Raw genomic sequence first — 22,335 nt, forward strand, 5'->3', positions numbered from 1 at the left:
GCACCGGTTTATCTTCGCAATCCAAGGACGCTTGATCATGTACAGGACGATCGTACCGTTGGCGCTGCTGGCCACCTTGGCCGGCTGCTCGGACACCAAGGACGCCAGCGAGGCCAATTTCCACAAGGCGGCCCAGGCCTACCTCGACACGCAGTATCCGCATTGCTTCGTGGTCACCGACTTCCCCACCAAGACCCAGGACTTCGACGTCACCGGCACCAACAAGGCGCTGCATGCCCTGGCCAGGGTCGGCATCGTCAGCGAGAAGGAAATCTCCCGCGTCGAAGTGCCGGAGCGCCTGTGGCAGCCGGCCCGCACCGATATCTACTACGCCTACGACCTCACCGATGAAGGTCGCAAGTACTACAAGGCGGGTGCCCAGAAGATGCTCAACGGCCAGACCCGCGGCGGGCTGTGTTTCGGCAAGGCCGAGGTGACGGCGATCGAGCAGTTCAGCGAGCCGGGCCTGATGATGGGGCGCACCGTTTCCGATGTGACCTATGCCTACAAGATCACCGGGCTGCCAGACTGGGCGGCGAATGACCAGGTCAGGGCCAATATCCGTGACCTGGGCAATGCAGTGGCGACCCATGAAACACCGGCCCGGGAAAAGCGGGTGATGGTACTGACCAACCAGGGTTGGGTGCACGAACGGCTGTTCGACCAATAGCCCTGCGTCGTCTCGTCGCAGGCCCTGGCCCCTTGGGCAAATCGGTCGCAAGCCGTAGAATCGCGCTTCCTTTTCGCCCGTCGCCTTGAACGGTGGCAACCGGCAGCAACGACAGAGTCCAGGCCTGAACACATGACGCCCATGTGAAATAGGCTCAACCCACCCGCCCGGCCCGGTTTATCAAGGGCCAGCGGTTGAGTCTTGCCCAGGTCGCATCCAGCCCAGGCACATCCGTGCATTTTCTTCGGCCCTTGATGGGTCCGTTTGGCGTGCGCGTTCGAAGAGGCATTCCTTCAATCGCCACACCAACTTGAGGTATGTATGTCTGCGCGTTTGCTGGCCATGGCGCTGGCGCCCCTGCTCGGGCTGTTCATCATTGCCCTGGGCAACGGTTTCATGTCTTCCCTTACCACCCTGCGCCTGGACGCTGCCGGCGAATCGGCAACGACCATCGGTATCGTTTCGTCGACCTACTTCATCGGCCTGACCCTCGGCGCCATCTTCAACGACCGGCTGATCCTGCGCATTGGCCATATCCGCGCCTACACCAGCTTCGCCTCGCTGATCGCCGCGACCATCCTGCTGCAGGGGCTGTTCTACGACGCCACCTGGTGGTCGGTGCTGCGCCTGATCAATGGCTGGGCGGCCGTCGGCGTATTCCTGGTGATCGAAAGCTGGCTGCTGCTGGCCGGTGACGCGAAGATCCGCGGGCGCCTGCTGGCGCTGTACATGATCACCTTCTACGGCGCCGGCGTGATCGCCCAGGCCGGCCTTGGCGTGATCACCCAGCTGGGCGACAGTGCCCCGTTCATGCTGGCCGGCATGCTCGCCGCATTGTCGGCACTGCCGATCGTGATCCTGCCGCGGGTGTCGCCGCTGCTGGACCAGGTCGAACCGCTCAAGCCGCGGCAACTGCTGGGCGTGGCGCCGTCGGGGCTGGTCGGCTGCTTCGGCTCCGGTGTGATCATTGCCGGCATCTACGCGCTGCTGCCGCTGTACCTGCAACGCATCGGCCTGGATGTCGGCCAAGTCGGCAACATGATGGCCTGGGTGATCCTCGGCGCCATGCTGCTGCAATACCCGGTGGGGCGCTGGTCCGACCGCAAGGACCGCCAGGATGTGCTGATCGCCCTGGCTGCGCTGTGCATGGTGCTGTCGCTGATCACGGTGTTCCTGCCTTTCGATTCGGCCCTGCTGCCGGCCATGCTGTTCCTGCTCGGTGGCGGCGTGTTCGCGCTGTACCCGGTGGCGGTCAGCCATGCTGCCGACCGCGCGCCATCCGATGCCCTGGTGCCGATGATCCAGGGCCTGCTGCTGATCAACTCGCTGGGCTCGGCCATGGCACCGCTGGCCATCTCGCCGGCGATGACCGAATTCGGCGAAGTGGGGCTGTTCTGGGCCTTTGCCGTGGTCAATCTGGGCATGGTCTGCTTCTTCCTCTGGCGTCGCGGCAAGCGCCCGGCAGCGGAGCACCCGGCACCGTTCACGGCGTCGACCACCTTCTCGCCGACCGGTGCGGAGCTGCGGGTGACCGAAGACCTGATGCATGCGGCGCAGGAACACCCGCCGCTGGAACCGGTGGCAGCCGCTGCACCGCCAGCGCAAGCACAAGCCAAGTAAATGAAGGGGCCGCGATTGCGGCCTTTTTCATGACCGCCCGTCGCCCATCGGGCACCCCAGTGCCCTGCGCCAGCCCAACCAATGACAGATCATCCTCTCAGGAGACTTTGCCATGATCCGCATTCAATCGCTGTTGCTTGCCCTCGCCTTGGGTATCGCCTCCACTACCGGCTACGCTGCCAGCGATGCCAGCAACACCGACAGTCAACCGCAAACCGACCAACAAGGTGGCAAGACCGCCGGTGAAGGCAGCAGCGTCAACAGCCCGGGCAGCAGCCAGGACAATGACAGCAGCGACACCGGCAGCAACTCGGACGCTGCCGATGGCGCGGCCGGTGGTTCCAACAGCACCGGTGAAGCCACAGGCTCCGGCGCCGGGTACACCGGCGGCACCGCCGAAGACCAGGACAGCCGCTGATCGGCAGCTGGTCTACACTGCGGCGCAAAGCCCTCTCGAGGAATTGCCATGCGCCTCAAACCCTGGCTGCTCGCCGCCTTGCTGCCCTGCACTGCCCTGGCTGCCGGCGGCGATTCTGCCGCACTGTCGATCAGCTCGTCGTCGTTCACCGATGGCGGTGTCATCGGCCTGCAGCAGGTTGGGCCGGATCCGGCCTGTGGAGCCGGTGAGGGGCGCACGCCGCAGTTGAGCTGGAAGAACCTGCCCTATGGCACGCAGTCGCTGGCCTTGGTGATGTTCGACCCGGACGGCGGCAAGGGCGTGGGCGTGGTGCATTGGCTCGCCTACGACATAGACCCGGCGCTCGACGGGCTGGAGGAAGGCGCAGGTTGGCAGACCAGCCAGGCGCTGATCGTCGGGCGCAATTCGCACGGGACCATGACCTATCGCGGCCCTTGCCCGCCCGCCGGGGACAAGCCGCACCACTATGCGCTGACCCTGATTGCCACCGACCTGCCGCTGGGCACCTTGCCGCCGGAGCTGGATCGCGGCGGCTTGATGGCGCTGCTCAAAGACCATGCGCTAGGTGCGCAGAGCCTGGTCGGCCGTTACGGCCACTGACTCAACGCCAGAACTGCGAATCGTCGACAATCCGCTCATGGCTGGCAAACACCCCCGGCAGCTGCTCCTTCAGATAGTCGATCCAGGTCCGCACCTTGGCATCGAGGTAATGCCGCGACGGGTAGATCGCATACAGCGCATTCTCACGTAGCCGGTACGGCGCCAGCAACCGCCGCAGGCGCCCCTGCTCGATGGCCTGGCTGGCGGTGTAGAACGGCAACAGGCCAATGCCCATGCCCAGTTCGCTGGCCACCAGCATGGCGTCGGCGACGTTGGTCAGGAAGCTGTCGCGCGGGGCGATCACGCAGTGGTCGACGCCCTGAGGGAATACCCAGTCGCCTTCATGCATCGGATAGGCCATGCGCAGGCAGCGGTGCTCGTGCAGGTCTTGCGGCCGCTCGGGTACACCATGGGTTTCAAGGTAGCTGGGCGCCGCGCAGGGGATGCTGAAAATGGTACCCAACGGCACGGCAATCAGCTGCGAATCGGGCAAGGCCTCGTCCACGGTGATCACCACGTCGTGGCCCTCGGCCAGGGGGTCGGGGTTGCGCTGGGACAGCGTCAGCTCGATGGCCACTTCCGGGCACAGGGCGTTGTAGCCGGCCACCAGCGGCATCAGCAACAGGCCCAGGCCATGCGGGCAATGCAGGCGCAGGCGGCCTCGCGGGGTGAGGTGGGCGCCGCGTGCTTCGTCCATGGCCTCGTCGGTCAGCGCCATGATCTGCCGCGCCCGCTCCAGAAAACGCTCGCCCGCCTCGCTCATCCGCAAACGCCGGGTGGTGCGGTGCAGCAGGCGGGTCTGCAGCTGGTTCTCAAGCTCGGCGACGATCCGCGACACCTGCGCTGCGGAAATGTCGAGGGCATTGGCGGCAGCGGCGAAACTGCCGCACTCCACCACCCGGGCAAACGTGCGCATGGCGTGCAGCATGTCCATGGGGACTGGCTCCTTGATCGATCAGATTCGTACGTTCCAGGCAGGAATCTATCACGATTTAGCCCATTTATTGAGGATCACCAATGAATACATCATTGGTAAAACATTGAAAAGGAGCCTGCCATGAAACGTTCGATTGCCTTTGTCGCCCTGTCTGCCGCCCTGGCCTCGTTCGGCGCCTTCGCCGATGCCTCGGCCAAACAGCCCGCCGCCAGCAACTATGAGTACGGCATGCCACTGGATGTGGCCAAGGTCATCTCGATCACCCCAGCCAGCAACGCCGCCGACTGCCAGGTCGGTACCGCGCACATGGTGTACGTCGACCACCAGGGCCAGAAACGCGAAATCGACTACCGCGAAATGGGTAACTGCTCGCAGCAGTGAGTCAGCCCAGCACCTTGTTTATCCAGCCAATCTGCCGGGCGAAGTCACGCAGTTTTTCCTGCGGGATGGCATCGCGGGCACGCTCGAAGTTGGCCAGGCTCTGCTGTTTCTGCCGCAGCATGCGCTGCCACTTGGTCAGGAACGCCGGGCTCTTCTCACGCATCAGCACCGGGCCGAAATACAGCTCTTCGGCACTGTAGGCCACCACCTCGGCGGGTTCGGCGACGATGATCTCGTAGTCGAAACGGTTTTCCCGCAGCAGCTCTTCGTTGACGATCCGGTAGCCGTTTTCCATCAGCCAGCCACGCAGCTCGCGCTCATCGCCATTGGGCTGCAGGATCAGGCGCTCGGTGCCGTTCAGGCGTGCCTTGCCACGCTCGAGAATCTCGCACATGGTCTTGCCACCCATGCCGCACAGGCTGATGGCGGTGATGCGGTCGTTGGCCTCGATGGCCTCCAGGCCATCGGCCAGGCGCACAGTGACGGTTTCCGTCAGGCCATTGCGGCGCACGTTGCGCTGGGCCGAGGCGTAGGGCGTCTGCGCCACCTCGCCAGCCACCCCGGCTTCGATCACGCCACGCAGCGCCAGTGCCACCGGCAGGTAACCGTGGTCCGAGCCGATATCGGCCAGCCGCGCGCCCTGCGGCACATGCGCCGCCACACGCTCCAGGCGCATCGATAATGTCTGTTCGTTCAACTCCAGCCCCTTGCTCGACAATCGGCGGCGATTCTGACGGTCGGGGCGCGGTATTTCAATGCATAAGCGCCCACCGGCTCGACCCTTGCTGCAGGCTCGCGTAGGCTTGCCGCTTTCCTTCCGTTGCAAGGCGAACCCCCATGGCAGATCTTATCTACACACCGGATTCCGACGCCGAGTCCATTTCCTCCGACGTCGCTGAGTACAACGGTATCCTCGTCACTACGCAGATCCCCGCCGATCTCGATGCCGACATCACCGGCCAGAGCGAGAGCACCCTGCAGGCGCTTAAAGATGCCCTGGAAAAGGCCGGCAGCGGCATGGACCGGGTCATGCACCTGACCATCTACCTGACCGACATGGCCGACCGCCCTGCTTTCAACGAGGTGTACCAGCGCTTCTTCAGCAAGCCGTGGCCGGTACGTGCCGCCGTGGGTGTGGCGGCACTTGCCTACCCAGAGATGCGCGTCGAAGTGACCGCCATGGCCGCCAAACGCTGATTACCGTTTTACCGGCTCCGCCTGCAGGTGGAGCCTTCTTCTAGAAAGCAGGACGCTGCATGCAATTCCCCCCGTTTCGCCGCAAGGCCCTGATCGCTTTGCTTCCCGGCCTATGCCCATTGGCCCAGGCCGAACCCGCCACCCCCTTCAACCTCCTGGAACCGGTAGTGGTCACCGGCACCTATGCCCCCAACCCAAGCTTCGACCTGCCCTACTCCATCGACACCGTCGACCGACAGCAGATCGCCGATGGCCAACTGGGCGTCAACCTGTCCGAAGCGCTCAACCGCGTACCTGGGCTGGTGGTGCAAAACCGTCAAAACTATGCCCAGGACCTGCAGATTTCCTCGCGCGGCTACGGCGCCCGCTCGGCCTTCGGCATCCGTGGCATCAAGCTGCTCAGCGACGGCATCCCGGCCAGCACCCCGGATGGCCAGGGCCAGGCGGCTTCCTTGAACCTGGATGTGGCTGACCGTATCGAAGTGCTGCGCGGCCCGGCCTCGGCCCTGTACGGCAGCAATGCCGGTGGCGTGATCCAGATGTTTTCCCGCGACGGTTCCGGGCCGCCCAAGGTGGGCGCCGAAACCACTTTCGGCAGCGATGGCTTCAACAAGAACCACGTCTACAGCGAAGGCGGCAGCGAGCAGGCCGGCTTCCTGGTCGATGCCTCGCGCATGGACACCGACGGCTACCGTGACCACAGTGCCGCCCGCCGCGACCAGACCTTCGCCAAGGTGCACGTCAAACCCGATGAAGACAGCCGCCTGGCGCTGATCATCAGCACCCTTGAGCAGAACGGCACGCAAGACCCGCTGGGCCAGACCTGGGATGCCTACAAGCACGACCCGCGCTCGGTGACGGCGCGTGCCGAGCAGTACAACACGCGCAAGAGCATCCACCACCAGCAGGTGGGCATGAACTACGAACGCTACTTCGGCGAGGCGACCCTGCAGTTCAACCTGTACGGCGGCAAGCGCAGCGTCATCCAGTACTTGTCGATCCCCAAGGGCACGCCCGCGAACAACCGTGGCGGCGGCGTGGTCGACTTCGACCGCGAATTCCACGGCGGCACCTTGCGCTGGATCCAGCCGGTCAGCGCCGCCCCCGGCAACCTGACCCTGACCTTTGGTGCCGACTACGACCGCAGCCGCGACGACCGCCGTGGCTTCCAGAACTTCAGCGGCGACACCCTGGGCGTGAAAGGCGACCTGCGCCGCGATGAAAAGGACACCGCCACCAGCCTCGACCCATATGTGCAGGCCCACTGGAAACTGGACCGCTGGACTGTGGATGCCGGCCTGCGCCACAGCAGCATGGAGATGGAAGTGGACGACCACTTCCTGGCCAATGGCGACGCGAGTGGCTCGAAGAAATACCAGCGCACCACGCCTACCCTGTCGGTGATGTACGCCTTCACTCCCGACCTGCATGGCTACATCAGCGCCGGCAAGGCCTTCGAGACCCCGACCCAGGCCGAAATGGCCTACGCGCCAGGTGCCCTGGAAGGCTTCAACTTCGGCCTGGAGCCGGCCACCAGCACCCAGTACGAGCTGGGCCTGAAGATGCGCCCGGATCAACGCACGCGGATCAACGCGGCGATCTTCGAGATCCGCACCCGGGACGAGATCGTGGTCGCCGCCTCGACCGATGGCCGCACCAGCTACCGCAACGCCGGCAAGACCCTGCGCCGTGGCTTCGAGCTGAGCGTGCAGCGTGAACTGGGCCCACAGTGGCAGGCCAACCTGGCCTACACCCTGCTCGATGCCACCTATGACGAAGCCTTCACCCAAGGCACCACGACCATCGACAAGGGCAACCAGCTGCCCGGCGTGCCGCGCAGCAGCCTGTTCGGCGAGCTGGTGTGGCAGCCGCGGGATGGCATCAGCATGGGGCTGGAGGGGCAGTACCGCAGCAAGGTGTATGTCGAGGACACCAACGACCAGCACGCGGCACCGGGTTACGCGGTGTTCAACTGGCGCACGCAGTTCCAGCAGCATGTCGGGCCGTGGACGTTCCACCAGCTGGTGCGCCTGGACAACCTGCTCGACCGCCAATACGTGGGCTCGGTGATCGTCGGCGATGGCAATGGCCGGTACTACGAAGCGGCGCCGGGCAGGTCCTGGTATGCCGGGGCCGGGCTGGCATACCAGTTCTGACATTTGCCCCAGGCCTGGCTGCACACCTCTCGGCACCCGAAGGTGCCAGCCAGGCATTTCACCGCTACAATGCCGCCCTAACCGTGACAGCCCGAACCTATAACGACATGTCCCTTCCAAAGAATCACCTGGAACTGCTCAGCCCTGCCCGTGACGTGGCCATTGCCCGCGAGGCGATCCTGCACGGCGCTGATGCCATCTACATCGGTGGCCCGAGCTTCGGCGCGCGCCACAACGCCTGCAACGAAGTCAGCGATATCGCCGAACTGGTCGAGTTCGCCCGTCGCTACCATGCACGGGTGTTCACCACCATCAACACCATCCTCCATGACAACGAGCTGGAACCGGCGCGCAAGCTGATCCACCAGCTCTACGACGCCGGCGTCGACGCGCTGATCGTGCAGGACCTGGGGGTGATGGAGCTGGATATCCCGCCCATCGAGTTGCATGCCAGTACCCAGACCGACATCCGCACCCTGGAGCGGGCCAAGTTCCTCGACCAGGCCGGCTTCTCCCAACTGGTACTGGCCCGTGAGCTGAACCTGCAGCAGATCCGCGCCATCGCCAGCGAGACCGACGCGGCCATCGAGTTCTTCATCCACGGTGCGCTGTGCGTGGCCTTCTCCGGCCAGTGCAACATCTCCCACGCCCAGACCGGGCGCAGTGCCAACCGCGGTGACTGCTCCCAGGCCTGCCGCCTGCCCTACACCCTGAAGGATGACCAGGGCCGCGTGGTGGCGTTCGAGAAGCACCTGCTGTCGATGAAGGACAACAACCAGACCGCCAACCTGGCCGACCTGGTCGATGCCGGCGTGCGCTCGTTCAAGATCGAGGGCCGCTACAAGGACATGGGCTATGTGAAGAACATCACCGCCCACTACCGCAAGGAACTCGACGCCATCCTCGAAGGCCGCCCGGAACTGGCCCGCGCCTCCAGCGGCCGTACCGAGCACTTCTTCCTGCCCGACCCGGACAAGACCTTCCACCGCGGCAGCACCGACTACTTCGTCACCGACCGCAAGGTCGACATCGGCGCCTTCGACTCGCCAACCTTCACCGGCCTTGCGGTCGGCGTGGTGGAGAAAGTCGGCAAGCGTGACATGCAAGTGGTCACCGAAGTGCCGCTGACCAACGGCGACGGCCTCAACGTGCTGGTCAAGCGTGAGGTGGTGGGCTTCCGTGCCAACATCGCCGAGCTGCGTGGCGAGTTCGAGGAAGACGGCCAGAAGCGCTACCGCTATCGCGTCGAGCCCAACGAAATGCCCGACGGCCTGCACAAGCTGCGGCCGAACCACCCGCTGTCGCGCAACCTCGACCACAACTGGCAGCAGGCCCTGCAGCGCACCTCCTCGGAGCGCCGCGTCGGCGTCGAGTGGCACGCGGTGCTGCGCGAGCAGCGCCTGATGCTGACCCTCAGCAGCGAAGAAGGCGTCAGCGTGCAGGTGGCCCTGGACGGCCCGTTCGGCGCTGCCAACAAGCCGCAGCAGGCATTGGACCAGTTGCACGACCTGCTCGGCCAGCTGGGGACCACGATGTACCACGCCAACAGCATCGAGCTGGATGCGCCGCAGGCATTCTTCATCCCCAACTCGCAGCTCAAGGCCCTGCGCCGTGAGGCCATCGAGGCGCTGACCGAAGCTCGTGTCAAGGCCCACCCGCGCGGTTCGCGCAAGGCCGAGACCACGCCGCCACCGGTGTACCCGGAGTCGCACCTGTCGTTCCTGGCCAACGTCTACAACCAGAAGGCCCGCGACTTCTACCACCGCCATGGCGTGCAGCTGATCGACGCGGCGTACGAAGCCCACGAGGAACACGGCGAAGTGCCGGTGATGATCACCAAGCACTGCCTGCGCTTCTCGTTCAACCTGTGCCCCAAGCAGGCCAAGGGTGTGACCGGCGTGCGTACCAAGGTGGCGCCGATGCAGCTGATCCAGGGCGATGAAGTGCTGACCCTGAAGTTCGACTGCAAGCCGTGCGAGATGCATGTGATCGGCAAGATGAAGAACCACATCATCGACCTGCCGACCCCGGGTAGCGCGGTGGCTCAGGTGGTGGGGCATATCAGCCCGGAAGACTTGCTCAAGACCATCCCACGCGGGATGCATTGAAGACATGGGGGCTGCTGTGCAGCCCCGCTTTTTGTTACTTACAGAATGCCCAACCCGCGTGCGGTTCGATCCACCGCAATCCGGGTCTTGTCCACCAGCTCATCCAGCTCGCTGTGGTTGGCGACCAACGCCGGCGCCATGATCATCCGGCCCAAGGTCGAACGAATGATCACCCCTTCCTCGAAGCCATACGTGCGGCACTGCCATGCCAGGTCGTTCTCATTGGCATAGCGCTTGCGGCTGCCCTTGTCCTCGGCAAACTGCAGCGCCGCCACCAGGCCGGCGCCTTGCACCTGGCCAATCAACGGATGGTTGGCGAACACCTCGCGCAGGATGCGTTGCAGGTACGGCCCGGTATCTTCCTTGACTTGGCGCACGATGCCTTCATCGCGCAGCGCCTTGAGGTTGGCAATGGCCACCGCTGCCGCCACCGGGTGCCCGGAATAGGTCAGGCCGTGGGCGAACACGCCGCCTCGCTCGACCAGCGCCTGGGCAATGCGCTTGCTCAACACCAGGCCACCCATCGGCACGTAACCCGAGGTCAAGCCCTTGGCGATCGACAGGGTGTCCGGTTCGAAGCCGAAGTATTCGTGGGCAAACCACTCGCCGGTGCGGCCAAAGCCACCGATCACTTCATCGGCACACAGCAGCACATCGTACTGGCGGCAGATGCGCTGGATTTCCGGCCAGTAGCTTTCCGGCGGGAAGATCATGCCGCCTGCGCCCTGGAACGGCTCGGCGATGAAGCCGGCGACGTTCTCGGCACCGAGTTCGAGGATCTTCTCTTCCAGCTGCAGGGCGCAGCGGCGGCCGAACTCGGCCGGGGTCAGGTCACCACCGGCGGCATACCAGTACGGCTCGTCGATGTGCGCGACATCCGGGATCATCCCACCCATTTCGTGCATGAACTTCATGCCGCCCAGCGCGGTGGCGGCCAGGGTCGAGCCGTGGTAACCGTTCCAGCGGCCGATCATGATCTTCTTGTTCGGCTGCCCGACCACCTGCCAGTAGCGGCGCACGGTGCGGATCAGCACCTCGTTGGCTTCGGAACCGGAGTTGGTGTAGATGGCGTGGCTGTAGTGGCCCGGCAGCAGGCTGAACAGCAGCTCGGACAGCTCGATCACCGCCGGGTGGGTGGTGTGGAAGAACATGTTGTAGTAGGCCAGCTGGTCCATCTGCGCGGCGGCGGCGGCGGTCAGGTCCTTGCGGCCGTAGCCAAGCTGGGTGCACCACAGGCCCGACATGCCATCCAGGTAGCGCTTGCCGTCGCTGTCCCACAGGTGCAGGCGCTCGCCACCGACCATCACCCGTGGGCCCTCGGCGTTCAGCGCCTTCTGGTCAAGGAAGGCGTGGATGTGGTGGGCGGCATCGCCGGCCTGATAGTCACGGGTATCGCGCTGGGCTTGCAGCTTGGCTTGGAACGGTGCGTTCATTGTTGTTCTCCGGGGTAAAACGCGGCGTGCAGTTGGCCCTGCCAGACCGCTGACAGTAAAAATCGGATGGGTTGAAACGGCGCGTTCAGCGCCTTCGCAGGTAGCTTTCCAGCGGGTCCTTGCTCAGGCCTTCCTGGGCCTGGGCGAGCGAGTCGATGAACAGCGAAAACAGCTCGGACTGCTTGGCGATATCGAGCTTGGTGTAGAGGTTCTTGCGGTGGGTCTTGACCGTGTCCTCGCTGATGCCCAGGCGCTCGGCCAGGGAGCGTGTCGAGTGGCCACGCAGCAGGTACTGGGCAATGCGGCACTCGCGCTCGGTGAGCAACGATGAGCCGAAGTTGTTCAGCGCAGCGTTGATCTGCCGGCCCAGGGCGCTCTCGAAGCGCCCGCCCAGGGCATCGACATCGAGGTGGCTCCACTGCCGCCGTACCGTGGCCACCACCCACGGCGCCACGCACTTGAGGTCATTGACCTGCTGGCGGTCGAGGCGGCGGGTGCTGGCCAGGGCCACGGCGATGGTCAGGTGCTCGTCGAGCGGCACGATGAAGTTGAGTTCGTCTTCCAGGTGGGCGTGCTGGTAGAACGCCAGGTAGTACTCGCTGCGCTTGAAGTGGTCGGGGGCGACATCGCTGAGGCGGTAGCAACCAGGGGCGATACCGTCCATGCAGGCGCGATAGAACGGGCACAGCAAGTAGTAGCCTTCGAGGTACTTGTGGATATTGCCTTCCGGCAGCCAGGGGCCTTCCTCGTCCTTTTCGAACAGCGCCGACGGCAACCCCTTGCGCGGGTAGAGGAACACGGTGATGGCCTGGCACGGGGCAATCAGCTTGAGTGCGGCGAACAGCGCCTCGACGAAGCCCGGCGAGCCCTGGGCGTCGACGACACGGGCCATCTGCGCGTACCAGTCGGGCGATTTCAGCCGGTCTTTGCTCATTGTCGTGATCCCATGCCAGGGTTGTTGTGGCTGGGATTCTTGCATGGGGCCTGGATACAGACCATCACCCTTCGGGGTGAGCCCCAGGCCCGGTTCAGGGTAAGGCAGGCCCCCAGGAGGGGCTCAGCTGATGGCCTCAAGAAACACCCAGGACGCCAGTGCAGTCAGGACCAGTACAGCAACCACAACGAAGATCATGTAGCGGTAATCGTTCTGAGTCATCGCAGTGCCCCCCAATTCCCCGGTTTTACAGGGAGGGAGCAATTCCCGTTCCACATTGAACGATGTTTTCAATCGACTTTGCGCAACGAAGCCTACCTGATGCCTGGCTGCTTGTGAGTCTCCAGCCGTTGAGCGTCTTTGGCGAACCAGACCCCGACTGCAATCACCATCAGGCAAATGAACACAACGTCCCATGCCCTGTGCTCGATAGCCGCCACGATCGCAAAAAACTGCAGGGCGCCAGCCCACCACAGGAACGGTCTGATTTTCGAGTAGCGCATAACTCACCTCCACCTCCCCCTACTCTCAAAGTCTAGTTGGGTATCGACCTGGTATCAGTCGGCCTGTACCCGTAACCCCAGGCCTTGTGGCGGCGCCACCCAACTTAGGGCAATCTTCGGACAGTTCACTACTCAGAAAAGGACTGCATGGATGCCATTTTCACCGAAGGAACGCGCTGCACTATTAACCCTCAAGGGCGTAGGTCCAACAGTCATTGCCAGGCTTGAACAGATGGGTATCGAGTCATTGTCCGATCTGAGCACGGCCAGCGTTACCGACATCCTGGCTCGGGCATCTGCCGCCGTGGGCTCGACATGCTGGAAAAATAGCCCTCAAGCAAGAGCAGCCATCATCGCCGCCGTCGAGCTTGCAAAAGGCTCACATGACGCATAGCGCATCTTCACTCAGCGCTTGGGCTGTCACAGGCTCTGTTGAGCAAAGCTCAGCGAGCTTTGTACCGGGGGAGAGAAAATGCCGCTTGACATCAAATAGCCACATAGCCAATTATTTCGGCCTTCTGTCATTCCTGCACGTAGAGGAGTGACATGGATAACCCGACCATCGAGTCGGGTTTTTTTTGAGCTTTCGCTTACAAGGACGTGTTCATGCGGGCTGCCCCTTTCCTGACCCTTTTCGCTTTAACCCTTGCCGGTTGCTCCGGTATCCCCTCAGTTCCCTATGAGGAGCCTGCTACATCAGAGGGGGTGGCGCGTCTTCGCGTAATCACCAACTCCGATGTTTATGGCGATAGCATCATGGGCAGTTGTGCCCCGGCCACTCGTCACAAGATGGCCGAGGCCGGACGTTTCGCAGAGAACGGCGGGGCGAATAGCAACTACCCCCAGTACCCTCAGCAGTCGGTAAGCCTTGGTATGCCCGAGCGAGCCGCTTCCGCACTGATCGAATACATCCCCTCTATTCGGATGGGCGAAGGTGTCTATAAAGAGGTCGTATCCGAGTATCGCGTCAGGGCTGATCGACCGTTCCAAATCGCAACCCTGGGCGCGACCATCGGTAGCTACGGCAGCACCTACAGGGCTTGCAGTGGCCAGGCAGCTGTCTACAAGCTGGAGCCAGGGAAAGACTACGAAGCGGTGGTAGGTGTAGGCAGCGGAAAAAGGAGCGATGGCGGGCAGGGGCTGGTTTGCATCGTGGCGGTTTCCGAGCTGAGGCCCCTGGCTGGAAACTCAATCATATTTCCCATGAGGCTGAATCCCTCCGCGCCTCCGCAGGTGGCCTGCAAAAGCTAGCAAGATCGAGCGCCGCGCGGGCGGCGCTCGATCTCATGGGCGCTGAGTATTTCACGGCGAACACATCCGAACAGTTCGGCCAAGGTTCGTATCCTTTGCCACCTCAAGCTTCAGAGCACTTTAGTGCGAAGCGGCGTTAGCAGGCGCAGTAGGGGCACATTCATCAGCAATTCGACGTGCTCGACCAATACCCCAGGCTAACGACCGGTACACCGATTCGCCTGGCCTGGAATCATAAGCCTCTTCATGCAGTGCCATGCCGGAGTGTGCGTAGACGCCTATAAAAAGTTGGGTGCCGCCGGTGCGCGAAAGCCTCACCTGGACATCGATAAGGGTACCGCCGTGCAGGGTTTCTTCGTGGGATCGGTGATGAACTGTGGGGTCTGACCAAGCCCAGTACACGCCGCCTCGTCTTCGCATGGTGCTCTCCTCCACCGCCGGTGGCTTGTTGGTGAAACCAGGTCGGGCAGGCCACTCATTTGTAATTAGGCCTATCCAACTAGCTTGACCACCGGTCACGGACAAAAGCTCCATTTATCTTTTACCCACGTGCGGCGAATGATCGTGCTCAGGACAATAAAGGACGACGACAGGCAGGGAGAGGACTGATCTGCTCAACGACAGGGCCTTGCACGCCTTGGCGTTCGCCAAGCAGTACGCAGAGCGCAGCAGGCTGGGCAGGATGTGTTCGCCGTGAAATACTCAGCGCTCGATCTCATAGGCACTGAAGATCTTCAGGCAAACACATCAGCCACCACGCAGGTGCCAAGCTACGACCGTCCGCCAAAATGGGTCGAAAGCAGCCGGTGGCTTGGTTAAGGTAATGCACAATCGTCACGGCGCTGGAGTATTTTTTTTCGGACCCACGCCTTCGTCTGCCCCCAGTATTCCTTACCTAGCAATGCGATGGTACAGATAAACAGGACTTCACCTATTACGGCCATCACCGGCATCACTATCAGTTTGTTGGGGATATCCAGGAATGGCACGATTGGGAACGCAAGCCAATATAGCAACACAGCGCCCAGCATGACGAACCCGACCCTCTTCCTGATGCTCAGTCCTGCTAGTTTCCGAGGGAGCTCGCGCAGGAACAACTGAAGGTCATCCACAAGCGTATACAACGCAGGAACTACCAACAGGCTCAGGACTGTGGAGGTGATCAGCCCACCGATGACCGCCACAGCCATGGGGCTGCGGAAGCTCGGGTCGGCACTGCCAAAACCCAGCGCGACAGGGAGCATGCCTACCCCCATCGCCAAAGAGGTCATGATCACCGGGCGGGCGCGCTTATGGCAGGCGTCCAGTAACGCCTCCAGACGTGCCATGGGTTTCGCACTTTCCAAATGGCCCCGACGTGCCTCGATGGCATAGTCGACGAGCAAGATCGAGTTCTTTGTGGCGATCCCCATCAGCATGACCAGCCCAATCAAAGAGGAAAGAGAGAACGCCTGGCCTGCGAATAAAAGACCGAGGAAGGCTCCGCCCAGCGACAATGGCAATGCCACCAGAATCGTAATCGGCTGGAAGAAATCCTTGAAGAGCAATACCAGTACGACATAGATCGCTACAACGCCGACCAACATGGCTGTCCCAAATCCGATGAACAGCTCCTCCATCATTTCTTCGTCACCTTGGACGACTTGATGAACGCCCCTCGGGAGATTCTGAATAGAGGGTAGCCTCGCGACCTGCTTCGTTAGATCGCCCAGTGCGATGCCCGATAGCTCCACGACAAGAGATACGCTGCGCGCGCGATTGAGTCGTGTCAGCTCAGTAGGGCCACCCTTTTGCTCAATGTTCACAACTTGGTTGAGCTGCACGGGACCATCAGCACCACGCACGGTAAGGTGTTCCAGTTTCGTCAGGTCTTTTCGAATATCTTCTGAAAATTTGACGACGATGGGGACCTGCCGCTGTTCCAGGTTCAACTTCGAAAGCAACTCGTCAAAGTCGCCCACCGTCGCAACGCGCAAGGTGTCCGCGATTGCTACACCTGAAACGCCCAGCTCGGCGGCTTTTGCATAGTCCGGGGTTAGGGTGATTTCATTCCGAATCAGCCCGCTACTTGACGAGATGTTTCCTAGACCAGGAATACGCCTCAGGTCCTGCAGCACTGCATCAGCGGCAGTATTTAAAAGCCGTGGATCGTCCCCTGTGAGCACGAGCTGGTATTTCTCACCCGAGCCGCCAAAGCCGACCTTGCTTCTTACACCTGGCAACTTGCTGACCACTGCACGCATGCGAGCCTCGATCACATGTTTTTTGGGGCGCTCGCTTCGTGGAGCCAACAAGACCGTCAGTGTGGCGGTACGAACCTCAGCCTTGCCGCCTCCAGCCATCACATCACTGCCCACACCGCTCGTCCCGATAGTGGTGTAGATGCGTGTTACGTGATCCAGTGTTGTCAGTCGCGCGCTGGCGGCTTCAGCTACGGCCTGGGTTTGAGCAAGCGTGGCGCCGGGTGCCAGCTCCAAAGTCACTTGAGTCTGAGAGCTGTCGTCCGGTGGAAAGAACCCTTGAGGCAGCAGAGGAATAAGTGACAATGAACCGATGAAAATCACCATCGCGATACCTAACGTCTTCCACCGATGGTTCAAGGTCCAGCGACTTATTTTTAGGTAGACGGGCATCCAGAATGGGTCAGTGAGGTGCTGCACTCTTGATTTCATGAAGTAGGCCGCCATCATCGGAGTGAGCAGCCGCGCCACCACCAAGGATGCAAACACCGCAAGCGCTGCGGTCCAGCCGAACTGTTTGAAGAACTTGCCCGCGATGCCATCCATGAAAGCTGTCGGAAGAAATACAGCAATCAGTGCAAATGTCGTCGCCACTACCGCGAGGCCAATTTCCGACGCGGCATCCATGGCGGCCTGCATCGGCGTCTTACCCATCGCAAGATGTCGAGCGATGTTCTCGACTTCCACAATGGCATCATCAACCAAAAGGCCAATGACCAATGACAAGGCCAACAAGGTCACCACATTGAGCGAGAAACCCATGACATCCATGCCGATGAATGCAGGTAAAACTGAAAGCGGCAGAGCAGCGGCCGATATAACGGTCGCCCGGATGTCGCGCAGGAACAGAAAGACGACCAGTATCGCTAGCAGCGCGCCTTCATAGAGCATGCTCATTGAAGCGTCGAATTCATCCTGGGTTTGCTGCACGAAATCGAAGACCTGGGTGATCTGTAAGTCGGGGCGGTCTAGGCGCAGCTCTGCCAAGGCATCCTGAACGCTTTTGCCTACTTCAATTTCACTGGCGCCGCGGGCACGGGTGATCTCGAACCCGACAACTTGTTGATCTCCGAGCACGGCAAGTGCGTTTCGCTCAGCGATCGTATCTTTGATCGTCGCGACCTCCCTCAGCATCACATGGTGTCCGCTTGGCAATGCGAGCTCGACATTGGCCAATTGATCCGCACTTTTCACACGTGCAGCCAAACGCAGCGGTTGCTTGCCGAGGCCAAGGTCAACTTGCCCAGCAGTGACATCCGTTTGCACATCTCGCAGTTGCTGGGAAACCTCAAGGGCCGTCACGCCGATGGCTTCCAGTTTCACCGGGTCGAGTTCAACATGGACTTCACGGGTGATGCCTCCCACACGCGTGACCGACCCAACCCCGTTGATACGCCTCAATGTGCGTGACAGCGTGTTGTCCACAAACCACGACAACTCGCTTTCATCCATCAGTGACGAGCTAATGGAAAAGGCCAGGATGGGGCTACCCGTGACATCGAGCTTGCTAACAATCGGGTCACGGAGGGCTGTCGGTAGATCCGCGCGTACACGCTGGACAGCCGTTCGCACATCATCGACGGCCTCCTGAATGGGCTTCTCCAGGCGGAATTCAGCGGAAATAATCACTACGCCATCTTGAATGGTTGTGCGCATGTACTTCAGCCCCTGGACCGAAGAAATTGAGTCTTCGAGCTTGCGGGCAACCTCGGTCTCCAACTGCGGTGGTGCGGCACCAGGGAGCGCAGCTGAGACTGATACAGTCGGCAGATCCATGTCCGGAACGTTTTGCACTTTCATCGCATGAAACGCTTTGAAGCCAGCGAAACTCAGAATCAAGAAGAGCAGGATAGTGGGGATTGGGCTTCGAATAGCCCAAGATGAAAGGTTCATGTCGGGCCTCTATCGTGGATTTTTTATCGGGGGCAGTTCAGCACCCTCTGCGATCTGAACAAGATCACCACTGTTCAGAAAGGCGCCGCCAGCGACAACAATGCGCTCGGAGCCTTCAAGCCCCGAGAGGATTTCCTGGCGATCACCGACAACGCGTCCAACCTCAACCTTGAGGCCGGCCACACGCTGATCATCATTCACCTTGAAAATCAGGTGAAAGCCGTCGCGAGCCACAACTGCCGTCTGTGGCACTGTCATACCTGGCCTTTCCCCCAGGAGCATTTCGCCTTTGACGTAGGCCCCTGCTGGCATGGGAGCAACGTTTTTCAAGGCGGGGCCAGTAATGTCCACGTACACAACCCCTCGGCGAGAAGTTGAATCCACCGTCGGTGCCACTTTGCGGACCCGACCGTTCCAACAACCTCCATCAGGCGATGCAATTCTCGACTCTTGGCCAGGGCGCACCTGCGCCAACTGTTGGGCGGTCAGCTCCGCCCGCCACTCAAGGCGACCTTGCCGAATCATCCGAAACATTTCGGTGCCTTGTGCTGGAACCGAGCCAACCGTTGCCAAGCGAGCAGAGATGATTCCGTCGTCTGGCGCCCGCAGTATGGTCTGGCTCAAGTGGAGCTTTTGAACCGCAAGCCGAGCCCGCGCTGCGTCCACACGTGCCTGTGTGGCTTGCTCCTGAGTGAGCATCTGTTGAATCTGTTGCCCGCTCAGGCCGCCGATATCCCGTAATTTACGCGCTCGCTCCCCATCCGCTCGTGCCTCATGTGCCAGGGTGATGGCCTCATCCAGCGCTGCTTTAGCCAAGCGATAGTCGTGTTGCACTGTGTCCTTTGCGAAGGTGGCAAGCGCCTGACCTTTACGAACCTGATCCCCAACCTGCACCAGAACGTCATCCACCCGTAAACCGTTCACCTCAGGACCTATCACTGCCTCCTGCCACGCAGCGATTGGGCCGTTGGCCGTCAAGCTATCGATCAGCAACTGTTTGGTGGGCGTTGCGACCATTACTGTCAGAACGGTTCTATCACTCGTTGTGGGAGCCGGCGCCTCCTTGGGTCCCTCGCAAGCACACAGCAGCATGCCGATGGCCACTACACAAACGAGCTTCACAAGCGTTTTCGGAACACTCGTTCGCTGAGCATGCATGGTATCGATCCTCAAAGGCCTCATAGGTACCCGCCAGTTGATAGCTGTCGCTGGGCCTTGCCAGGGCGCGCCTCAGCACTGTCTAAATAAATAGATGGAGTAGTTCGTCTCTTAATTTGTGAAAAAAAACACGCTTCACAGGCGTGTCTCGAAATCAGGGGGGATGACATTGAGATCAATTTCCTGCTGCTGGTTCCGGTTGTGAGGAGAATAAGTAGACTGTGACGAAGTCCCGTATCGCTGCTGCTGCCTGAACCGAATTGACTGGCATACCCAGGCTCAATTCGAGCCAGAGGCCGTTGACGAGCGCGAACATGAGGCCTGTGGCAGAACGTGGGCAAAGATCAGCACGAACCCAGCCTTCACGTTGCCCATTGCGCAAGAGCTCGGCAAACGCGGTGCGGAGCTGTTCGTCCAGTTGGAGCATGCGCGATTGATCCTGGCCGCGAGCGATCTCCAGCCAGCTGTCCAGGCTGAGGTCAAACTCGTCAGGCCAGAACGTGCGCTCGAGCTCGGCATCGGATATCGTTGCCAATTGCAGCAGGCCTTCTCTGGTGAAGAGGTGTTGGCATTGAGCGGCGTAGCGTTCGGACTCGAGCTTCACGATCGCATCGATAATTTCGCGCTTATCGCGGAAATAGCGAAAGACTGCTCCCGCGCTCATCCCAGCCTGCGCACAAATGTCCTCCGTGCGTGCACCGTGGAAGCCTCTGTCCTTAAACACCCTGGCGGCAGCACTCAAGATCTGAGCCCTACGTAGCTCATGGAGTTCGTCGTTGCGAGTTCGGGCCATGGTATTCCTGGGCGATAATAGGACTAGATAGTCGCATTATCGAAAAGGTCCGACTCCGCGTCAAGCAGGAGCCTGTCCGGGTGGTCTTGCTCAGCGCGCGCTGAATGCCATCGCCCAGGCCCAGCGGATGGCGACGGCGTGCAAATCGGCCCACCCAGTGAGTGCTTTTGTGTTCCAACCGAGCAAAGATGGGCTGTGGATCAACGAGTCAAGTGTTACAATCCGCCACTTCAAATCAGCGCTCAACGCGCTGAACATCCGTGAACGCCGTCAGTACGACACCCGCCACACCTACGCAACCATGTGCCTCAATGTCTGGGATGAACCCTGCGTTCATCGCGAATCAGCTAGGCCACAGCGTCGAGATGTTGCTTTCTACCTACGCGAAATGGATCAGCTCCTCCTCGGATTGGAGGGAGCTGGAGAAGCTGCCGCCCCGAGTCGAATTGGCCCAAAAAATTGGCCCAAAACTGACGAGAGGGCCTAAATACACCTCTGGAACTCCCGCAGGACAAGCACTTGATCTCTACCGCCAACATCACCATGCAGTATTTTAAGGGTGTTGAGCGGTGCTAAGGGGTTGATTTTATTGGGCGAAATCCCCCTCCTTACCCCTCATTTCCGTATCAATGGTATCAAAATTGGTATCGCTTCCCCCCTGCAGCCACGCTCGGACCTCTCAGCCAACTGTTACGACAAGACGTATTTTCAATCCGAAACCAAAATTTCCATTCCATGCGAGATGGCCGAGAAAAGCGGTCCAAAAGCGATTCGGTAACTGCGGGCAATAGCCGAGCAAAATAAATATTATTCCATTTCCTACCAAGCCGCCGGTCGGAATTAAGCGCACTCTAATTTGGCGTGCTACATTTATGGCTGTGCAGTAAAGGGGGGGACAAACAATCGAGGACGCAAAAATGAAATTTACTCCCACAGCACTTGATGATGGCTCTCTACAAATTAATATTATTCTATCTACGGAGGAATTAGCCGCGCTAGATCGGTCAGCGCCAAACCCAAATATGGGAACTTTATCATGGGGAAAAACCGACTACTGCGTCAGCTGCAAAGATGGCAGCAGATACACGATAGAAACTTATGGTGATATTGCGGCTAATATCGAGGCCGCCGCCACTTGCCTCAAAACGACCGGCGACCCTTCATACGGGCTTTCCAAAGGTTCTTGTTAGAAAGCGACAGTGGCAGCTGACAGCCCTGCGATTTGCAAAAACTGAAGGTAAATCAGCTGCCGCTGATCTTAATTAATCAGTCACTTATTCAACGGGGGACTGGCTTCAATGAATTCAACGGTTTTCAAGATCGTGATACAAACGCCCTATCCATCCGGGCGCAAAGCCGAAATCGATTCCAAAAAAAACGAAACGACACAGCTACAAGCCGCATGCTTTAAGGGTCGCCGTTTCGGTTTTGGAATCGGTTTTTGCTCTAATTTTCAAGCAGTTTGACGGAACACCCCGCAGCTACAAGCTCCCCAGGAAGTGCGGGGGCCACGAGCCTTACCGGGCCAGCGAAATCGAACGTTACGCGCGGCGAACCGAAATCATTGGCTATTTACCTGTTCGACACGTGTAACTGCCAGTAACGCAGCAGTAAGTGTGGAAAATCGACCTCAGGCCGCGCCATTAGCAACCTATGCGTCGAATCTGTCTAAGCAGCTTAAGACGGTTCTATACAACCAAGCATCCTCTACCGGCGGGGCCTTCCTTAATCCATTAAGGAGCTGGTTATCCCGTCACCAGTTCGCACCACTCGTCAACTTATTATAAGCCAGAGTATCGAACCGCCTCGACAAACTTCAGCATCTCAGAATGCTAAACTGAATCGATCTCTCTCTGTGGCGGTGCACGGTGAGGCCATCTGAGTGAGCGTGGCAACGAGCCCGTCAGGATCAGCAGCCTTGATCGTCCAGCTCCCTGAACCAGGCTGTAGGTAATCTGCTGAACAATCCGCCCTGCACCGCCACGACTACGCATGCAGCACACGATCGACGTCCTAACCCCTGTTAAGTGTTAATCCCCGAGT

General features: G+C 60.6%; 20 protein-coding genes and 1 pseudogene. 12 read left to right on the plus strand and 9 right to left on the minus strand.

Annotated elements, in window-relative coordinates:
* Positions 1 to 37 precede the first annotated feature (37 nt).
* From F6X59_RS04725 to F6X59_RS04740, 4 genes are all read left to right on the plus strand, one after another.
* The gene (locus F6X59_RS04725; RefSeq protein WP_152954930.1) at positions 38 to 670 is read left to right on the plus strand and encodes a hypothetical protein; all 633 of its coding nucleotides are present in this window, start codon (positions 38 to 40) and stop codon (positions 668 to 670) included.
* 321 nt (positions 671 to 991) lie between these two features.
* Positions 992 to 2,290 carry an MFS transporter gene (locus tag F6X59_RS04730; RefSeq protein ID WP_152954931.1) on the plus strand — a complete coding sequence of 433 codons (1,299 nt, stop codon included), beginning with the start codon at positions 992 to 994 and terminating at the stop codon, positions 2,288 to 2,290.
* A 112-nt stretch (positions 2,291 to 2,402) separates the two neighbouring features.
* Positions 2,403 to 2,708 (plus strand): hypothetical protein, encoded by a 306-nt coding sequence (locus F6X59_RS04735; protein WP_152954932.1) that lies wholly within the window; start codon positions 2,403 to 2,405, stop codon positions 2,706 to 2,708.
* Positions 2,709 to 2,756: 48 nt separating this feature from the next.
* The gene (locus tag F6X59_RS04740) at positions 2,757 to 3,308 is read left to right on the plus strand and encodes a YbhB/YbcL family Raf kinase inhibitor-like protein (protein ID WP_152954933.1); all 552 of its coding nucleotides are present in this window, start codon (positions 2,757 to 2,759) and stop codon (positions 3,306 to 3,308) included.
* Position 3,309: 1 nt separating this feature from the next.
* On the opposite strand, the gene F6X59_RS04745 is transcribed toward F6X59_RS04740, so the two are convergent.
* Positions 3,310 to 4,242 carry a LysR family transcriptional regulator gene (locus F6X59_RS04745; RefSeq protein ID WP_152954934.1) on the minus strand — a complete coding sequence of 311 codons (933 nt, stop codon included), beginning with the start codon at positions 4,240 to 4,242 and terminating at the stop codon, positions 3,310 to 3,312.
* 123 nt (positions 4,243 to 4,365) lie between these two features.
* Between F6X59_RS04745 and F6X59_RS04750 the strand changes: the two genes are divergently transcribed.
* Complete coding sequence (locus F6X59_RS04750) at positions 4,366 to 4,626, plus strand: DUF2790 domain-containing protein (protein ID WP_152954935.1); 261 nt, start codon at positions 4,366 to 4,368, stop codon at positions 4,624 to 4,626.
* Position 4,627: 1 nt separating this feature from the next.
* On the opposite strand, the gene F6X59_RS04755 is transcribed toward F6X59_RS04750, so the two are convergent.
* The gene (locus F6X59_RS04755) at positions 4,628 to 5,323 is read right to left on the minus strand and encodes a tRNA (adenine(22)-N(1))-methyltransferase TrmK (RefSeq protein WP_152954936.1); all 696 of its coding nucleotides are present in this window, start codon (positions 5,321 to 5,323) and stop codon (positions 4,628 to 4,630) included.
* 140 nt (positions 5,324 to 5,463) lie between these two features.
* Here F6X59_RS04755 and F6X59_RS04760 point away from each other — a divergent pair, with 140 nt between their 5' ends.
* The 3 genes from F6X59_RS04760 (at position 5,464) to F6X59_RS04770 (ending at position 10,087) form a co-directional block, all read left to right on the plus strand.
* Complete coding sequence (locus F6X59_RS04760; RefSeq protein WP_152954937.1) at positions 5,464 to 5,823, plus strand: RidA family protein; 360 nt, start codon at positions 5,464 to 5,466, stop codon at positions 5,821 to 5,823.
* Between the two features lie 59 nt (positions 5,824 to 5,882).
* Complete coding sequence (locus F6X59_RS04765) at positions 5,883 to 7,979, plus strand: TonB-dependent receptor (protein ID WP_152954938.1); 2,097 nt, start codon at positions 5,883 to 5,885, stop codon at positions 7,977 to 7,979.
* Between the two features lie 107 nt (positions 7,980 to 8,086).
* Positions 8,087 to 10,087, plus strand: coding sequence for a U32 family peptidase (locus F6X59_RS04770; protein ID WP_152954939.1), 2,001 nt, complete (start codon positions 8,087 to 8,089; stop codon positions 10,085 to 10,087).
* A 38-nt stretch (positions 10,088 to 10,125) separates the two neighbouring features.
* On the opposite strand, the gene F6X59_RS04775 is transcribed toward F6X59_RS04770, so the two are convergent.
* The 3 genes from F6X59_RS04775 to F6X59_RS04785 all read right to left on the minus strand — a co-directional run bounded on the left by F6X59_RS04775 (position 10,126) and on the right by F6X59_RS04785 (position 12,957).
* Positions 10,126 to 11,520 (minus strand): aspartate aminotransferase family protein, encoded by a 1,395-nt coding sequence (locus F6X59_RS04775; RefSeq protein WP_152954940.1) that lies wholly within the window; start codon positions 11,518 to 11,520, stop codon positions 10,126 to 10,128.
* Positions 11,521 to 11,605: 85 nt separating this feature from the next.
* Positions 11,606 to 12,454: a helix-turn-helix transcriptional regulator gene (locus tag F6X59_RS04780; protein ID WP_152954941.1), complete on the minus strand. Its 849-nt coding sequence runs from the start codon at positions 12,452 to 12,454 to the stop codon at positions 11,606 to 11,608.
* 314 nt (positions 12,455 to 12,768) lie between these two features.
* The gene (locus F6X59_RS04785) at positions 12,769 to 12,957 is read right to left on the minus strand and encodes a hypothetical protein (RefSeq protein ID WP_152954942.1); all 189 of its coding nucleotides are present in this window, start codon (positions 12,955 to 12,957) and stop codon (positions 12,769 to 12,771) included.
* A 151-nt stretch (positions 12,958 to 13,108) separates the two neighbouring features.
* On the opposite strand from F6X59_RS04785, the gene F6X59_RS04790 reads away from it, so the two are divergent.
* Positions 13,109 to 13,351, plus strand: a complete 243-nt coding sequence (locus tag F6X59_RS04790; protein WP_152954943.1) for a helix-hairpin-helix domain-containing protein — start codon at positions 13,109 to 13,111, stop codon at positions 13,349 to 13,351.
* 212 nt (positions 13,352 to 13,563) lie between these two features.
* Complete coding sequence (locus F6X59_RS04795; protein WP_152954944.1) at positions 13,564 to 14,208, plus strand: hypothetical protein; 645 nt, start codon at positions 13,564 to 13,566, stop codon at positions 14,206 to 14,208.
* 120 nt (positions 14,209 to 14,328) lie between these two features.
* On the opposite strand, the gene F6X59_RS28580 is transcribed toward F6X59_RS04795, so the two are convergent.
* The 4 genes from F6X59_RS28580 to F6X59_RS04810 all read right to left on the minus strand — a co-directional run bounded on the left by F6X59_RS28580 (position 14,329) and on the right by F6X59_RS04810 (position 20,292).
* Positions 14,329 to 14,628 carry a hypothetical protein gene (locus tag F6X59_RS28580; RefSeq protein ID WP_256669065.1) on the minus strand — a complete coding sequence of 100 codons (300 nt, stop codon included), beginning with the start codon at positions 14,626 to 14,628 and terminating at the stop codon, positions 14,329 to 14,331.
* A gap of 395 nt (positions 14,629 to 15,023) precedes the next feature.
* Entirely contained in the window at positions 15,024 to 18,341 is a 3,318-nt protein-coding gene (locus tag F6X59_RS04800) for an efflux RND transporter permease subunit (protein WP_152954945.1), read from the minus strand.
* 9 nt (positions 18,342 to 18,350) lie between these two features.
* Positions 18,351 to 19,499: an efflux RND transporter periplasmic adaptor subunit gene (locus F6X59_RS04805; protein WP_152954946.1), complete on the minus strand. Its 1,149-nt coding sequence runs from the start codon at positions 19,497 to 19,499 to the stop codon at positions 18,351 to 18,353.
* Positions 19,500 to 19,674: 175 nt separating this feature from the next.
* Positions 19,675 to 20,292, minus strand: coding sequence for a TetR/AcrR family transcriptional regulator (locus tag F6X59_RS04810; RefSeq protein ID WP_152954947.1), 618 nt, complete (start codon positions 20,290 to 20,292; stop codon positions 19,675 to 19,677).
* Between the two features lie 127 nt (positions 20,293 to 20,419).
* On the opposite strand from F6X59_RS04810, the pseudogene F6X59_RS28815 reads away from it, so the two are divergent.
* Both F6X59_RS28815 and F6X59_RS04815 read left to right on the plus strand, forming a co-directional pair.
* Positions 20,420 to 20,779 (plus strand): annotated as a pseudogene (locus F6X59_RS28815) (integrase).
* Positions 20,780 to 21,209: 430 nt separating this feature from the next.
* Entirely contained in the window at positions 21,210 to 21,482 is a 273-nt protein-coding gene (locus F6X59_RS04815; RefSeq protein WP_152954948.1) for a hypothetical protein, read from the plus strand.
* Positions 21,483 to 22,335: the final 853 nt, after the last annotated feature.

The organism is Pseudomonas sp. MN1F (genome assembly GCF_009391885.1).
Lineage (GTDB): Bacteria > Pseudomonadota > Gammaproteobacteria > Pseudomonadales > Pseudomonadaceae > Aquipseudomonas.

Coding starts and splice junctions, on each gene's coding strand:
- F6X59_RS04725 (WP_152954930.1), top strand. CDS start 38: ATGTACAGGACGATCGTACCGTTGGCGCTGCTGGCCACCTTGGCCGGC.
- F6X59_RS04780 (WP_152954941.1), bottom strand. CDS start 12,454: ATGAGCAAAGACCGGCTGAAATCGCCCGACTGGTACGCGCAGATGGCC.
- F6X59_RS04810 (WP_152954947.1), bottom strand. CDS start 20,292: ATGGCCCGAACTCGCAACGACGAACTCCATGAGCTACGTAGGGCTCAG.
- F6X59_RS04785 (WP_152954942.1), bottom strand. CDS start 12,957: ATGCGCTACTCGAAAATCAGACCGTTCCTGTGGTGGGCTGGCGCCCTG.
- F6X59_RS04750 (WP_152954935.1), top strand. CDS start 4,366: ATGAAACGTTCGATTGCCTTTGTCGCCCTGTCTGCCGCCCTGGCCTCG.
- F6X59_RS04765 (WP_152954938.1), top strand. CDS start 5,883: ATGCAATTCCCCCCGTTTCGCCGCAAGGCCCTGATCGCTTTGCTTCCC.
- F6X59_RS28580 (WP_256669065.1), bottom strand. CDS start 14,628: ATGCGAAGACGAGGCGGCGTGTACTGGGCTTGGTCAGACCCCACAGTT.
- F6X59_RS04760 (WP_152954937.1), top strand. CDS start 5,464: ATGGCAGATCTTATCTACACACCGGATTCCGACGCCGAGTCCATTTCC.
- F6X59_RS04740 (WP_152954933.1), top strand. CDS start 2,757: ATGCGCCTCAAACCCTGGCTGCTCGCCGCCTTGCTGCCCTGCACTGCC.
- F6X59_RS04815 (WP_152954948.1), top strand. CDS start 21,210: ATGAAATTTACTCCCACAGCACTTGATGATGGCTCTCTACAAATTAAT.
- F6X59_RS04730 (WP_152954931.1), top strand. CDS start 992: ATGTCTGCGCGTTTGCTGGCCATGGCGCTGGCGCCCCTGCTCGGGCTG.
- F6X59_RS04770 (WP_152954939.1), top strand. CDS start 8,087: ATGTCCCTTCCAAAGAATCACCTGGAACTGCTCAGCCCTGCCCGTGAC.
- F6X59_RS04800 (WP_152954945.1), bottom strand. CDS start 18,341: ATGAACCTTTCATCTTGGGCTATTCGAAGCCCAATCCCCACTATCCTG.
- F6X59_RS04790 (WP_152954943.1), top strand. CDS start 13,109: ATGCCATTTTCACCGAAGGAACGCGCTGCACTATTAACCCTCAAGGGC.
- F6X59_RS04805 (WP_152954946.1), bottom strand. CDS start 19,499: ATGCATGCTCAGCGAACGAGTGTTCCGAAAACGCTTGTGAAGCTCGTT.
- F6X59_RS04735 (WP_152954932.1), top strand. CDS start 2,403: ATGATCCGCATTCAATCGCTGTTGCTTGCCCTCGCCTTGGGTATCGCC.
- F6X59_RS04795 (WP_152954944.1), top strand. CDS start 13,564: ATGCGGGCTGCCCCTTTCCTGACCCTTTTCGCTTTAACCCTTGCCGGT.
- F6X59_RS04745 (WP_152954934.1), bottom strand. CDS start 4,242: ATGGACATGCTGCACGCCATGCGCACGTTTGCCCGGGTGGTGGAGTGC.
- F6X59_RS04775 (WP_152954940.1), bottom strand. CDS start 11,520: ATGAACGCACCGTTCCAAGCCAAGCTGCAAGCCCAGCGCGATACCCGT.